The organism is Paraburkholderia fynbosensis, assembly GCF_902859935.1.
Taxonomy (GTDB): Bacteria; Pseudomonadota; Gammaproteobacteria; order Burkholderiales; family Burkholderiaceae; genus Paraburkholderia; species Paraburkholderia fynbosensis.
Genome location: NZ_CADIKI010000020.1, coordinates 96,797 through 110,497 on the forward strand (window position 1 = coordinate 96,797; position 13,701 = coordinate 110,497).

Here is a 13,701-nt window from a genome sequence, read left to right on the forward strand (position 1 = left end):
CGCCGCGGTCGCCACGCTGTTCGGCTAGGCAGACGGCAACCAGCCCCCCCCGCGTGGGATAATCTCGACGATGCTATCCGATCCGATCTGAGGCAATTGATGGGGCCCGAAGCCGAAGAAGTTCAAGAAGAAACGCAACCAGCGAAGCTCTTCGACCTGCCAGAGACGGAAGGGGTCAACGAATCCGAGCGCATCCTTACTGGTCTGTGCCAGCGGACGTTCCTACGCCTCTGGTCCCAGACGAACGTCTACACTGACGACGGCTTCAAAAACGGCAAGGGTGCGACGAAGGAACTGTGCGACGCGCTCGTCGTCTTCGGGAAAGATGTCATCTTGTTCTCGGACAAGCACGTCCTCTTCAACGAGGCCAAGGGGCTCAAGGTCGCCTGGCCGCGCTGGTACAAGAAGGCGGTGTTCGAGTCGTGCCGACAACTCCATGGCGCGAAGCTATGGCTCGAACGCTTCCCGCAGCGCGCCTTTCTGGACGCGAAATGCACTAGGTCGTTGCCGGTCCCCGTCCCCTCTGAGAACGCCACCTTCCATTTGGTGGCCGTGACCCGCGGCAGCCGTAACTCCGCGCTTGCGCACAACGACGGCGTAGGCTGCGGATCGCTCGCTGTGAACAACGCGGTGAAGGGAGACACCCACAACGAGCATCCTTTCGTCATCGGTATACCCCAGCCGGAAAAACACTTCGTCCACGTCTTCGACGAGGTATCTATTGAGCTGGTTCTCCGCGAGCTCGACACTGTCGTCGACTTTCTGGACTACCTCAAGAAGCGACAGGCGTTGCTTGGCACGTCCGGGATCATGGTCAGCGCCACGGGCGAGGAGGAACTGCTCGCGGCATACATGCGGACGACGGATGCCGATGGCGAGGAGCACTTGTTCTTCGACGTCAGCGACGGCGAAGCGCCCCCTGCAGCCATCGTCTTCGATGCTGGTTCCTACGACGCACTCACTGAGGACATCGGGTATAAGCGGAAGCAGCGAGTAGACCACGTCAGCTACGGCTGGGATCGGCTAATCGACAGGTTCATCGACTACGGTGACCCGAAGCTCCTCATGCCATATCTGGTGCAAACCAACGCCGAGACTGAGCGCGGGTTGCGCCTGATGGCAGCGGAGTCGCGCTACCGTCGAAGGCAGCTGGCCATGTCCCTCTTTAGCGCCCTCGACCGAGTCGAGCCTGGCATGCGCCTTGGCAGGGTCGTGTATGGAGGCATTGTCGGCGAGACCGTCTTCGTCTTCGTGATCGTGCCCAAACGGTCAACCGAAACCTACGATGAGTACCGCACCTATCGCCGCAGTGTTCTCCACGCCTATGTGAGAACCGCCAAGTTAAAGGCACCCCTTGGAACCGTCTTCGTAGGGATTGCCCTAGACAACCCGCACAAGAAGGACTACGAGGGTGGCTCAGAAGACCTGATGGTCTACTCGCAGGAGTCTTGGAGCGCGGCCGACCTCGCCGAGCTCGAGCGAAAGCGCGTGGAGCTGGGATTGTGGAAAGGCAAAGGCGAGCAGTGGCGTTTTCGCCAAGACGAGTTCCCCGGCGACAATCAACGGGTCGCGCTCCGCAGAATGGACGACGAACCGGCGGTGTCAAGTCAGAAGCGCGACGCCGACAAGAAGCGGAAGGCCGAGAAACGGAAGCGCAAGGCCCAAGCCGCCTCAAAGCGGCATAACCGCAAGAAGAAGTAGGCTACGCAGCCCTTCGGCCAGCGCATCCCTGCCTGCAACTCCACGAGCAGTGCGAGCCCGACCAAGCCTCCGGCAGTGGGTGCCTTCTTGGCCCTACCTGCCGGCGGCACTGGGTCGAAAGCGCGAGTAGCCGCTTATCGAAGCCGAGTGACCGCTTCCCGGCAAGCTATCACGCGGCAGCGACCGACCGCAACGGGTCGAGCGGGTGAGTTCGCTGATTGAGAAAACGGTCATTCGGCTGCCAAACCAGACCACCGACTGCAGTCAGCCACATTGCTGACGTAGCAGCCGGCCCGTCCCAATGTCGGCAATGGCCGACGACTCGTCTTTGGACGTGCCTCGGCGAATGGCCGTTGCACCTCGGAACGCGCCGTTGGATACGCGCTGGCTCGAAGGGCGGCTCGGGGTCGTTTGGCGATGATCGCGCGCCGCTTCCGTACTTCTTTTTCTGATGCACCTCCCTCCGGCACAAGCCCCGGCGACGATGCGGGCCGGCGATGCGCGAGAATCAAGTCTGGCTTCGCGACCTCGGGCTGTTGGTAGCGGCGACGCATTCCCGATCGAAAGATGGACGCGCCCGCTGCGCGGTCAGATTCATCTTTCTCATGTCAAAAAGCAACGCACCACCACCCACGTACCCGGGCGGTATCGCCCGAATCAAGTCAGGTGTCCTAAAGAAATTGATTGCTTCAAGGGAAATTTCACTACCCGTCGCCAACAATCGCCGGCCGGGATCCGACGGACGGTGTGTGCTGACGCGCGCACCGAGTGTCGCGCGGCAGCCTACCCCTTCAAGGGCTTTCGCGGCATAAACGGTACCCGCCTACGGCCTGCCTCCCATTTATTCCACGGTCCCCTGACCGCCGGAACCCGCCCGGCGCTCGCCAGCGCCGGGTAGTGAAATTGTGCGGCCGCACGCGTCGCCTTGCTACCCACGCCTTTAACTTTCTGGAGAGCAAGGATGAGCTATCTTATGCACGGCGACTGTCTCGACGTTTTGCCGGAAATTCCAGACGCGATTGTCGACTTCGTCCTCACCGATCCGCCATATCTCGTCAATTATCACGGTCGTAGCGGCCGCTCGATCGCGAACGATGTTCATGCGGACTGGCTTGCACCCGCTTTTGCTGAAACGTATCGCGTACTCAAAAATGATGCGTTGTGCGCGAGCTTCTATGGATGGACCCGGACCGATCTGTTTTTTGACGCATGGAAGCGCGCCGGCTTCCGGATCGTTGGACACATCGTGTTCGCCAAGCCGTACGCATCCAAAGCGCGGTTCGTCAAATATCAGCACGAATCCGCCTACCTCCTTGCAAAAGGTTCGCCTGCGGTGCCAATGCTGCCCGTGCGTGACGTCATTCCATGGAAGTATTCCGGCAACCGCCATCACCCGACCGAAAAGCCTCTAGGCTGCCTGAGGCCTCTCATCGAGGCTTTTACCCAACCCGGCGAGGTCGTACTCGACCCGTTCGCAGGTTCCGGCTCGACCTGCGTGGCCGCGCAGCAACTGGATCGCCGATACATTGGCATCGAGCTGGACGCGACGTGGTATGCCACTGCGCAAGCCCGCCTGAACAGGTGCGATGTAATTGCTGAATGACGTTCCGCGCCCGCGACGTTGCGTCACGGGCGCCCTTCACGGATTTCTCAACATGGACTGGAATCTGTCGTGGATTCCGACGCCACTGCCTCCCAGCGTCTTCCTGCTATTTGCTATCTGACCTCGATTCAGACGAGGATCGATCAACGTGCGTGCCATGTGCTTCTACGTGAATATCGTCTTCGTCGAATGGCCTGGCAGTATCAGTCCACAGGCATTCCGTCGTGATGCTGGGCGTAACGGCGATCAGGATCGAATTCAGCACTCCCATATCTGGCCTAACCCGGCCGCAGCGCAGAGCATCGCCCATGCGGAATAGGGAATGCCTGCGTCTCCGCTTATCCAGCGTCTAAGCTGGCGGCCGCTCTTGTCTGCGAGCCCCAGGAAATCAGCGGCCTGCCTGCCGGAGAATCCCGCCAGGCGAATCACTTCCTGTATCTCCGCCCCGGTAGGCTCCATCCAGCTGACGGCCGGTTGCAGGCATTCCGGGCGAATCTTTATCTGAACCTCTATTGTCATGTTCGCTCCTTTGCTCGCGATCGAATTTTAAAGCCACTGAGGCCGCCGCTCGCCTTCTTTCGCGTCGAGCGGGGCGACTCGGTGCTGACGAGGTGTCCACGCACGGCGATGAAGATCGAGCAGATCGCGTGCCATGCTTTCGGAATCTGCAGCCGAAAAGTGTAGGTCGATCGGCAACTCGCGGGCCGGGTCACCGTCGATCGCGACAACCAGCGTGATGTCGCGATAGCCGGGCGCTTCAGAATGCGTCACATAGCGCGCCTGATAGCGTTCGCCGCGAACCGGGGGCGGCTCTGGCGCAGGACGTTTGTCAAGATTCCAGCGTGCGATTATCTGCTGCCACCGCTGCTGTCCGTCGGGGAAATATTGATGGACCTCAACGTCCGGACGATGATCGAGCCGCAGGACGGCCAGGCAGTGCTCGAAAAGATCGTCGTCCAGTGCCCGCAGCGCTGTGAGATCGAAACGGTAGTCGGTCCCGTTGTACAGACCTGCGAGAAATTTTGCGACAGTCTCTGCCTGTACGGTGTTTCCTTCGGCCACGTCGACGAGCTGCAGGAGCGAATCGAGGCCACGGTCACGATCGCCGGCGCGAATCTCCGCGGCACGCTGCGCCGGCGTCAGGCCCCCGTGCGCGTTCGCAAAAAACTCCGTGATGGTGTGCTGGAACGCCTCGAGGAGGTGCTCGGGCACGTCGCTGGTAATCCGGTGCGTTTTCGGGCGGGGCGGAATGATCATGGTGTTACCTTGCTTGTCCGGAGTAGGGGGCTTCGACCTTACATCCGTGTTCGGTGATAGAAGGGGCGACGCCGAACGGCACCGTCGCATAGAGGGCTTCGGCCAGCGCAAGCCCTGAAACCATACCGCGGTAATTTACGCGGCTGTAGCCAATGCCAGTGCGTCGCTTCCGTTCGCGCCAGGCCACTACCCTGTGTGCCTTAGGACGCTCCGGTCCCTCGGCGCCAGCGTAAAGCTTTCGGCCTTCCAATATCTGCTCCTGATGATTCAGTTCCTGTACCGGATCGTACGACAACTCCGGCCGTACCGGTTCTGGGTCCAGCCCCCACGGCTTCGCCGCGGGGGAAACACGCAGCCTGCGGCTGCTTGACGACCCCGGCCACGGTCTGCTTGTGCCGTACCGGATCGTCCCGGCGCTACCGCGCCGCGCCGGCGCTCTCCCCACGCGTCCCGCGCGGGTCCCCGTGCGCCTCGATCCGGGCGCGCCGGCGCGCGCGTGACGCCTGCGGTTAGCCGGGCCTAAGGTCTGGCAGCGAGAGGGGTATTCTTAGCGAACGGCTGGGACTCGTATGCCATTCATGCTTTTTTCAGGCAGATGCGAGGCCGTACGAAATACCGCCATCGCCCATGGTTCCCCGCGTCGTCGCCTGTTTTGGTCAACGGCCCCAGCATGAACGGGGGCCGACGTGGACTATTCCTGACGCCGCGCGAGTTGCGCCCGCCTGGGTTCGCCCGGTGCGCCGAATTCGAAGCTATCAACAGTGAAGTTGTAGCCGTAGCGCTCGACACCCTGGCCGTCCAGGTAGTCGTTGTTCGATAGCTTCGCTTCAACGATCAGCTGGTCGCCCTTCAGGACGTTTCTGGCGATGACCTCACCGCGTGAACCGAACGCAGTAAACTGGATTCGCACCTGACGCTCTTTCGTTTCGCCGCTGCCTTCGTCGCGACCGGCGTACTCGTTGGAAATCAGGGTGAATTTTGCCACCTTCGAATCACCATGATTCGAGAGGACCGGGGTCGCAGCAACACGGCCGGTAAAGAAAAGCCGGTTCATGATACGTACTCCTATATGTCTATGCGGGGATGGGGCATGCGGAACATGCTGCGCTACTGGTGAATGCCGAGCGCTCGGCGGATCGCATAGCGCGCCTTGCGCTCGCCATGCAGTTCACCGTGGCTGACGCCGCGCTGGTAGGCCTGGACGGCGACATTGATCTGTCCGGGCAACCAGTCGGCAGGGGCGCTGAACAGCAAAATATCACCATCCTCATCGAACACGTCGATCCGTGCGAGATCGGCGATACCCCGGCGCAGCGCGAGCGCGCCGTCGACGCCGTGAACAATTGTGTCGGTTGCTTCATGCATGGCGTGATCTCCGGAAGACGTCAGCAGGGCTGGACGGAAAAGGCGTGGTAAAGGTCCGCGTCGGCGGAGGTCGGTAGCGGGGCGCGCGGTGGTACCCGGTCGAACTCGGACAGGGCGGTCCGGGCGATTGCACGGAGTTCGTCGCGGTGCATCTCGATCGCGTGACCATCGCGGTCAAGCATGTTCGCAATGCGGGTGAGCGCTTCGGCTGACCTTGCGGCGGCGTCGGCCGACAGCGCCATGCGCAGCAGTTCGGCGCGCACCACTGACCGGTCGCCATAGTGCCAGACGGCCAGCAGGGGGAAGAGGGCGGTCAGCCATGTTGGCCGGATATGGACGGTATCCATTTGATTTTCCTATCGTATTTGATGTCGTGAGAGCAGGCCCCGACCGGCAGGTCGGGGCGTACCCGTTAGCCGCGCAGGCGGCGCAGTTCGTCAGCGAGAACCCAGAGGGCGCGGTTGAGTCTGATGTTCTGGTCAATGCCAGTCACGGCGCGGGTCGTGGTGGCCCGGCCATTCGCATTGCGACCATGCAGACCGCCATTGATCATGTTTTCAAAACCCGATTGAACGTCGTCCACAGGTCCGGGGCACGATCCTCCATGCGATGCGGTGTCAGGAGTTGTCGTTCAGTGATGGGCGCTGGCTTGTCGTCGTCGTACCGCAGCGCAAGCGCGGCCCGCGCGAAAGCGGCCTGTTCGCCGTCGGTCAGCGCCAGACCGGCCATCCCCTCGCGCTGCCGGGTCGCCGACTCGAAGCCGTCGAGCACCCTGAATGCCCCCTCGATCACCTCGCCGATCACATCGCCCTTGTGGGGCACGCGGATATCGCCAACGGTGTTTCCGCAGACCATGCCGTTCTGGCAGACAAACCGGAACATGCCGCCGATCATCTGGTAGCTGCTGGTGCCGTCGTGGCTGTTCAGAAGGATGATTTCGTTGGCTTCACGGCCAGTAATCTGATCGGCGTGGCGCAGGCGGACCATGTGTTTCGTGTGGGCGCGCTTGTCGTCAGTGCGCACGCGGGTCTGGCAGGCCATGAAGGGCTGAAAACCTTCCTTGCGCAGGCCGTCCAGTACATCGCTGGTAGGAATGTAGGTGTACCGCTCGGAGCGGCTTTCGTGCGCGGACAGCGCAAAGATCGACGGCGCAACCGTTGCAATCTCATCATTCGTCAGCGGGCGGTCCGAACGTGTGCCAACTGCATTGCGGCTGAAGTGGCTTGCCAGGTAAGTGGTGTCCATGCTGTTCCCCAATGTCGGGATCAGCCCCAGCCTGCAGGCCGGGGCGGGTCAGTTAGTCGATCGCGCGGAGGATGTTGGCGGCTTCCACGTGCTGGGCCGCGTAGGCGCGTAGCGCGTGGTAGTGGTCGGCGATCCGGTCATCGCCGCACTTCTCCAGCAGGTGGCACAAGGCAAACAGCGTGACGACGATGCCGAAGGCGTCGGCTCCCATCATGTCGTTGTAGCCGTTCATGTGCCACCGGACGTGCATTTGCCCGCACCGTTCAGGGGCCATGTAAAAGCCCCCGTTGGACAGCTGGAAGAAGTTCCATGATCCGCCGTTGTAGGCGCGGCAGAGACGGCGCGCCCAGTCGTACACCATTGCCTCACCCTGCAGGTAGTGCGCCCCCAGGTAGTGAGGGAGGAAGTTAAGGCGCAGTTCTTCCGGAAAGACGTTCGACGACACCTTGAATTCGTTATCAATCACGGTTTATCTCCGGTTTCGGACCACAACGGAATGTCGGGCCACGTCTTGATAATAGGTCTTATAGACCGTAATGCAAGGAATATTCGGATTGATATTGTTAACTGATATTTATGGGTAATTGATATTATTGATTGAGTTATTCTTGGTATACCGGTCTTTTAGACCTAATATATACGCGTGGCCCAACATTCCGTTGTGGTCCGAAACCGGAGATAAACCGTGACTGTGTCTGTTGAAAACAGAATTACCGAAACTGGACTCGAAACGAATTTCGGCAATGAAACGAGAATCGAATATGTGCCTTACGGGCTGCTTTGCAGGTCGCCGTCAAACGTCCGCAGGAAAGCCCCGACTGGAATTGAAGAACTGGCGATCACGATTGAAGCCAAAGGCCTGATGCAGAACCTGGTCGTGCACGCCATAAAGGGCTCGCGCGCGAAGAAACCGAAACTTGGCGTATGCGCCGGTCAGCGTCGTCTGGCTGCGCTCGACCTGCTATTCGCGCAGGGCAAGATTGCATCAGACCATCCGGTGCCGGTGAAGGTAGTCAGCGAGGCCGAAGCCGTTGCCGCGTCACTGCTGGAAAACCAGCATGAAACGATGCATCCGGCGGACCAGTGCGAGGCGTTCCGGATGCTGGCTGAGGAAGGCCGGAGCGTCGAATACATCGCCGCGCTTTTCAGGATTTCACATCTGATGGTACGTCGGCGTCTGAAACTGGCGAACGTCTCACCAAAGCTGCTTGACCTGTTCCGCAACGACGAAATGAATATCGAGCAGGTGACAGCGCTGGCGCTGGCCGACGATCACGATTTGCAGGAGCGCGTGTGGTTGGAGGCGAGCGAGGCATGGCAACGCGAACCGCGGGAATTGCGTGCTGCGATCACCGGCACCGAGATTGACGCGAGCCGCAGCCACCTCGCCCGATTTGTCGGGCTGGACGCTTATGCGGCCGCAGGCGGTTACATAAGGCGGGACCTTTTCAGTGATGCGGAGAATGCCGGGTATATTGCCGACCCGGACCTGCTGCACCGGCTGGCCGCCGAACGGCTGGTCGCCGCGTCGCAGGAAGTCGCAGCGGAAGGATGGGGTTGGGTCGAAACGCGAACGAAGCGCGACTATGGCGAAGTCATGGCGTATGGCCGCTTGCCCTCATTTTCGCGCGAACTGACGGCTGACGAGCAGGCCGAGCTTGATGCGCTCATCGTGAAACGCGACGAGGCCGACGCAAAGCTGAACGGTTGCGAGGATGGGGAAGTGGTCGAGGATGACGAACGACGCGAGCAACTGGAACAGCAAGCGTATGCGCTGAGCGACCAGGTCGACGCGTTCGGGGAGCGGCTTGAGACCTGGGCGGACGACGACATGAAACTTGGCGGGGTGTTCATCACGATAGACCAGGAGGGGGAGCTCAACATCGAGCGCGGACTGGTCAAGCGCGAGGATGTGGCACGTGTGTATCCGAAGGAGGGCGCGAACGATGGCGAGGGAGACATGACGGCCACCGTACCGCAGGCCAAAGAAAAGCCAGTGCACAGCGAAAAGCTGTGCCGCCGTCTGACGGCGCACCGGACCGCTGCGGTGCAGGCTGAACTTTCCCGCCGCCCTGTCGTAGCACTGGCCGCGCTAATGAACCGGGTAATTCCCACCGTGTTCGACGAGCGTTATCACTTCGCTTATGCCGGGAGCGCCGTGAAGATCGACGCGCACGCATCGCGCGATTCGCTGGTGCGCGAGGCCGACGACATGGAATCGAGTGTGGCCTTTGAACAGATCGAAGCCGACCGCGCGAAATGGGTGAAACTGCTGCCGAAAAAAGTGGACGACCTGTTGCCCTGGCTGCTCAATCAGGAAACCGACGTCATGGCGAGCCTGTTCGCATTTTGCGTGGCCGCGACGCTCGACGGTATCAGCGCGACTGATAGTGCCCACCCGATCAGCGCGCTCGCCGACGTGATGCAGATTGATATGGCGTTCTACTGGAAGCCAACGCAGCAGAGCTACCTGAATCACGTCTCCAAAGCACGGATCATCGACGTGGTGAGCGAAGCCGTTTCCCTGGAATCAGCGGCAGAACTGCAAGGCATGAAGAAGGGCGATGCCGCTGCGGCTGCCGAGCTCCGGATGGCAGAAAGTGGCTGGTTGCCGGAAGTGCTGAGGAACCGTGCAATGGGCGAAACGAAGCGCAAAAGGACACACTAACGTCGCACAAAGCCCGGGGCCGGGTGGGTCCGGGCGACGCCTGCCGGGCCGCCAGTCGCGCGGCCCGCTTTTTCGTAGTGCAGGCCTGAAACCCTACCGTCCGGCCAACCCGCCTTCACGCGTCCAATCTGCTCCCGTCCGTTGCGCGGGCCGTCGCATTCCGGTCCAGGTGCGCGAGTCGGGAGATACCTCGCCGCGCCGCAGATCGTTGACAACGCCGACCCGGAGCAAAGCATAGGGGCGATCCGGTTCGATACGACCTTACGCGGGCGCCTTCTCCGCCGTAGCCGCTTCAGCCGCTACCCCGGCGCTGGCTTGTGTCTCCGGCTTCTTGTCATTTTCCCGCTCGGCGATGAATGCGTCGCCCCGCTTCTTCAGCGTGCGCTGCAAGTCACCGTCCGTCCTGAACTGATCGAGCGCCCACAGCAACGCGCCGGTCAGCGTGCCGCGATCCACCGGAAAATCGACCATCGGGACGATGCCGCCGAGTTCGATCAGTTCGCGCGTGTGGGCCCTGCGCTGGTTTTCGCGTCGCTCACTCAACATGCGGGCGGCTTCCGCTTTCATCGAGTCTGCCTTCTGGTTGATCTTTTCAAGCCGGACCAGCTTGTCCAGCTGGCGGGACTCCTGCGCGGTGGGAGCCGGGATCGTCGCGAGTTCGACCAGCAGGGTCTGCGTGGCCGTAGGGGACTTCAAACCCTGGATGTACTGAATGTGTTCCGTGAGCCATTCGTTCTTTGCCATCATCTTTCTCCTGAAGCAGATTGACGTTGCATCGAGCGGCAGCACAGGCCGGGCATCGGCCCTGCCTGTGACACCATTCCGGATCATGAAAAATGCAAAAGCGGCCAGCAGGGAAGGGGACGCCGCAGGACCTGGTGAGCAGGGCGGGTCAAAGCGCGCTTCCGCGTTTCCATGCTAGCATGGAAACAGCTTATGGTAAGACGAAAGCACACCGCCCATGCCAACGTACCATCTGAGCGTCAAAGCAGGCAGGAAATCCGCCGCAGGCGAGCACGCGAAGTACATTGCGCGGGAGGATCACTACGCCTACATTTCCCGCGGCGGGAAGTTCGAGGAGCGTGGCGACCTGAAGATGACCGAGAGCGGCAACATGCCGGCATGGGCCGCGCATGACGCGAGCCTCTTCTGGCAGGCCGCGGACACCCATGAACGGGTAAATGGCCGGCCGTACACCGAAATCGAGGTATCGATTCCGCGCGAACTGGACGACGAACAGCGCGTCGCGCTGGTGCGTGAATTCGTTGAACACACGCTCGGCGAGCGGCACGCATACACTTGGGCGATCCACAACCCGGCCGCCAGCGATGGGCTGGAACAGCCGCACGCGCACATCATGTTCACGGAGCGGGTGAACGACGGCATCGCACGCGATCCGGAGCACTATTTCCGGCGCTGGAACGCGGCGGACCCGGAAAAGGGCGGTGCCGGCAAGGATCGCTATCTGAGCAGCCGGCAGTTTGTTCGCGACGTGCGCGAAGAGTGGGCGGTCACCGCCAATCACTTTATGGCACAGGCGGGCATCGAGGCTCGCATTGACCACCGCAGTTACCGGACGCTGGGGATTGAGCTGGAACCGTCCGTCAAGGTGGGCGTGGCGCGCTATGCGGGCGAGCGTGGCGTGATGGCCAGTGTGCTGGAAGAGAATCGCCAGCGCGCTTTCCGCAACGGTCAGCGACTGCTGATCAATCCGGCGATAGGCGTCGCCGCGCTGACGATCCATCAATCCACCTTCTCACGGCGCGACGTCGAGCAGTTCGTGTTCCGTAACACCGACGGGGCGGAACAGTTCCGGCAGGTTTACGCCCGGCTGATGAATTCGAAGGAACTGCTCGCACTCACCGATTCCGGTCGTCAGGGCGAATGGTTCACGTCAACAGAGTTGCGCGCGATTGAGTTGCGCCTGGTCGAATGCGCACGCAGGATGAGTCGTACCACTGACGGGATAGCGGGCGACGTTGCGGTGCGCGAAACGGTACGCGCAGTCCGGAAGTTCAATCCAGGACAGGAGGCCGCTTTCGTGGCGCTCGCCGGGCGTGCCCAGCTCGTGGTGGTGAATGGTGCGGCCGGGACCGGCAAGAGCTACGTGCTTGCTGCGGCGCGCGAAGCGCTCGAGGTGGATGGGCTGCGCGTAATGGGTGCGGCGCTGCAGGGCAAGACGGCGGACGACATGCAGCGCGACACCGGCATCGCCAGCTGGACGCTGCACAGCCTGCTGTCGGGTATCGAACGCGGTACGGTCACGCTCGATCCGAAAACGGTGCTGGTGGTCGACGAAGCCGGCATGGTCGGCTCACGGCAGATGGAAAAACTGCTGGGCCACGCGCAGGCGGCCGGCGCGCGTGTGCGCCTGGTCGGTGACGCGTGGCAGCTGCATGCGGTCGACGCAGGCGATGCTTTTCGCGCGGTGTCGCGCGAAGCGGCGGCCGCCGGCCAGCTCGAAAGTCTGACAGGGATCATGCGACAGAAGGAGGCCTGGCAGCGCGAGGCAACCTCGGCGCTGGCCCGGCACGACGTCCAATCGGCGGTGTCCGCGTATGCGGAGCACGGTGGCGTGCAGCTGTATCCGACCGTCGCCGACGCGCGCGAGCAGCTGATTGCTCAATGGCAGGACGATCGCCTGAAAGTCCCCGGCCTGTCCCAGCTACTGTTGACACACACCAACGACGAGCGGTGCGCGCTGAATGCACGCGTGCGCGAATTGCGGCGGATCGCCGGCGAGCTCGGTGATGAACAGACCGTGCCGATCGTGGGGACGGGAGACCGGCATATTGCGATCGCCGCTGGTGAACGGATCATGTTCCTGCGGAACGACTACGTGATGCAGGTGAAAAACGGAACATTGGGGACCGTCGAACGGATCGACGCCGCGGCGGGCACAAATGCTTCCGGCGCGGCCCTGCAGGTGCGGCTTGATGACGGCCGGCAACTCGCGGTCAATACCGCGCAGTATGGCCATTTCGATCACGGCTACGCGCTGACGATCCACAAGAGCCAGGGGGTAACGGTCGACCGCGCGTACGTGCTGGCCACGAAGGGCATGCACGCGGAGCTGGCCTATGTGGCGATGACGCGGCACAAGGAAAAACTCGTTGTGGCGGCTGGTCGGGACGAGTTCGCGGATGGCGAGGCGCTGATGCGCAGTCTTGCGCGCGCCGACGAAAAATCGTTCAGCGCACAGCATGAGCTGCGACCGGAGCGTGACCGCCAGCCGGAGCTGGGCTACCGGCACACGCTGAACCAGCGACGCGTCGAGTACTCGAACGCACCGCGGCCACAACGCCCGGAAAAGACCCTCAATCGGACCGTCAGGCAGTATGCCGACGCCCTCTCTGCGGCGGCGGCCGCAACCCGGGCGGGAAGGCCGGTACCGGCGAAAGATCGCGCGGCGCTGAAGCGGGCGGGCGCGGAACTGGACAGGGCCGATTCCGCGATGCGTCGCGAGATTCGCCATGTGGTGGAACGGGATGATCGCGCGTGGCACGCACTCGTTGAGCTCAGCGGCGCCGCGCGGGCAGCGGCGCTCGTCAACGAGGTGAGAGCTGCGCGGGCACAGCGCTCAGGAATCAATGATGAGGCCGCCGGGCTCTCGCAACCGACGCCCGGAAGCGGAGCATCCCGACGTTTTGCCGACATGACACCCGAGGAGCGGCAGGACCGGCGCAATGAGTTCAAAGCGCAGCTCCGCGAGGCGGCGGGTCAGATGGTCGAGCCAAGCAGTTCATTGCGTGAAAGGTCAGAATCGCGCGGTCGAGGCGGTCCGGAAATCGGTGAATGACTTCGGTTATTGGAATTACGAAGTGAAGCTGAAGCGCGGGATGATTTGCGGGAAATCCGAATT

At 61.9% G+C, this 13,701-nt stretch carries 11 protein-coding genes and 1 pseudogene; 4 read left to right on the plus strand and 8 right to left on the minus strand.

Translation table 11 applies throughout. The annotated features are described in order from the left end of the window. Window positions 1-99 precede the first annotated feature (99 nt). On the plus strand, window positions 100-1,701 hold the full coding sequence (locus tag HV770_RS28310) for a hypothetical protein (RefSeq protein WP_175164863.1): 1,602 nt from the start codon (window positions 100-102) through the stop codon (window positions 1,699-1,701). A 961-nt stretch (window positions 1,702-2,662) separates the two neighbouring features. Next, the gene (locus HV770_RS28315) at window positions 2,663-3,304 is read left to right on the plus strand and encodes a DNA methyltransferase (protein WP_175164864.1); all 642 of its coding nucleotides are present in this window, start codon (window positions 2,663-2,665) and stop codon (window positions 3,302-3,304) included. A gap of 258 nt (window positions 3,305-3,562) precedes the next feature. On the opposite strand, the gene HV770_RS28320 is transcribed toward HV770_RS28315, so the two are convergent. From HV770_RS28320 to HV770_RS28350, 7 genes and pseudogenes are all read right to left on the minus strand, one after another. Next, window positions 3,563-3,823: an XRE family transcriptional regulator gene (locus HV770_RS28320; RefSeq protein ID WP_175164865.1), complete on the minus strand. Its 261-nt coding sequence runs from the start codon at window positions 3,821-3,823 to the stop codon at window positions 3,563-3,565. Window positions 3,824-3,850: 27 nt separating this feature from the next. Next, window positions 3,851-4,561 (minus strand): DUF7673 family protein, encoded by a 711-nt coding sequence (locus HV770_RS28325; RefSeq protein WP_175164866.1) that lies wholly within the window; start codon window positions 4,559-4,561, stop codon window positions 3,851-3,853. Between the two features lie 691 nt (window positions 4,562-5,252). Next, window positions 5,253-5,615, minus strand: coding sequence for a single-stranded DNA-binding protein (locus HV770_RS28330; protein ID WP_175164867.1), 363 nt, complete (start codon window positions 5,613-5,615; stop codon window positions 5,253-5,255). 53 nt (window positions 5,616-5,668) lie between these two features. Next, window positions 5,669-5,926, minus strand: a complete 258-nt coding sequence (locus tag HV770_RS28335; RefSeq protein WP_175164868.1) for a hypothetical protein — start codon at window positions 5,924-5,926, stop codon at window positions 5,669-5,671. A gap of 20 nt (window positions 5,927-5,946) precedes the next feature. Next, window positions 5,947-6,273, minus strand: a complete 327-nt coding sequence (locus HV770_RS28340; RefSeq protein ID WP_175164869.1) for a hypothetical protein — start codon at window positions 6,271-6,273, stop codon at window positions 5,947-5,949. A gap of 65 nt (window positions 6,274-6,338) precedes the next feature. After that, window positions 6,339-7,171, minus strand: a pseudogene (locus tag HV770_RS28345) (DUF932 domain-containing protein). Window positions 7,172-7,223: 52 nt separating this feature from the next. Continuing rightward, window positions 7,224-7,637, minus strand: a complete 414-nt coding sequence (locus tag HV770_RS28350; protein WP_175164870.1) for an antirestriction protein — start codon at window positions 7,635-7,637, stop codon at window positions 7,224-7,226. Between the two features lie 219 nt (window positions 7,638-7,856). Between HV770_RS28350 and HV770_RS28355 the strand changes: the two genes are divergently transcribed. Continuing rightward, window positions 7,857-9,839 (plus strand): ParB/RepB/Spo0J family partition protein, encoded by a 1,983-nt coding sequence (locus tag HV770_RS28355; protein WP_246291237.1) that lies wholly within the window; start codon window positions 7,857-7,859, stop codon window positions 9,837-9,839. A gap of 261 nt (window positions 9,840-10,100) precedes the next feature. On the opposite strand, the gene HV770_RS28360 is transcribed toward HV770_RS28355, so the two are convergent. Continuing rightward, window positions 10,101-10,628 carry a conjugal transfer protein TraD gene (locus HV770_RS28360; protein WP_166679230.1) on the minus strand — a complete coding sequence of 176 codons (528 nt, stop codon included), beginning with the start codon at window positions 10,626-10,628 and terminating at the stop codon, window positions 10,101-10,103. A gap of 172 nt (window positions 10,629-10,800) precedes the next feature. Between HV770_RS28360 and HV770_RS28365 the strand changes: the two genes are divergently transcribed. After that, a complete protein-coding gene (locus HV770_RS28365; RefSeq protein WP_175164871.1) occupies window positions 10,801-13,638 on the plus strand; it encodes an AAA family ATPase in 2,838 nt (945 codons plus the stop codon). The last annotated feature ends 63 nt before the right edge of the window (window positions 13,639-13,701 follow it).

Coding starts and splice junctions, on each gene's coding strand:
- HV770_RS28330 (WP_175164867.1), bottom strand. CDS start 5,615: ATGAACCGGCTTTTCTTTACCGGCCGTGTTGCTGCGACCCCGGTCCTC.
- HV770_RS28365 (WP_175164871.1), top strand. CDS start 10,801: ATGCCAACGTACCATCTGAGCGTCAAAGCAGGCAGGAAATCCGCCGCA.
- HV770_RS28320 (WP_175164865.1), bottom strand. CDS start 3,823: ATGACAATAGAGGTTCAGATAAAGATTCGCCCGGAATGCCTGCAACCG.
- HV770_RS28315 (WP_175164864.1), top strand. CDS start 2,663: ATGAGCTATCTTATGCACGGCGACTGTCTCGACGTTTTGCCGGAAATT.
- HV770_RS28325 (WP_175164866.1), bottom strand. CDS start 4,561: ATGATCATTCCGCCCCGCCCGAAAACGCACCGGATTACCAGCGACGTG.
- HV770_RS28340 (WP_175164869.1), bottom strand. CDS start 6,273: ATGGATACCGTCCATATCCGGCCAACATGGCTGACCGCCCTCTTCCCC.
- HV770_RS28310 (WP_175164863.1), top strand. CDS start 100: ATGGGGCCCGAAGCCGAAGAAGTTCAAGAAGAAACGCAACCAGCGAAG.
- HV770_RS28335 (WP_175164868.1), bottom strand. CDS start 5,926: ATGCATGAAGCAACCGACACAATTGTTCACGGCGTCGACGGCGCGCTC.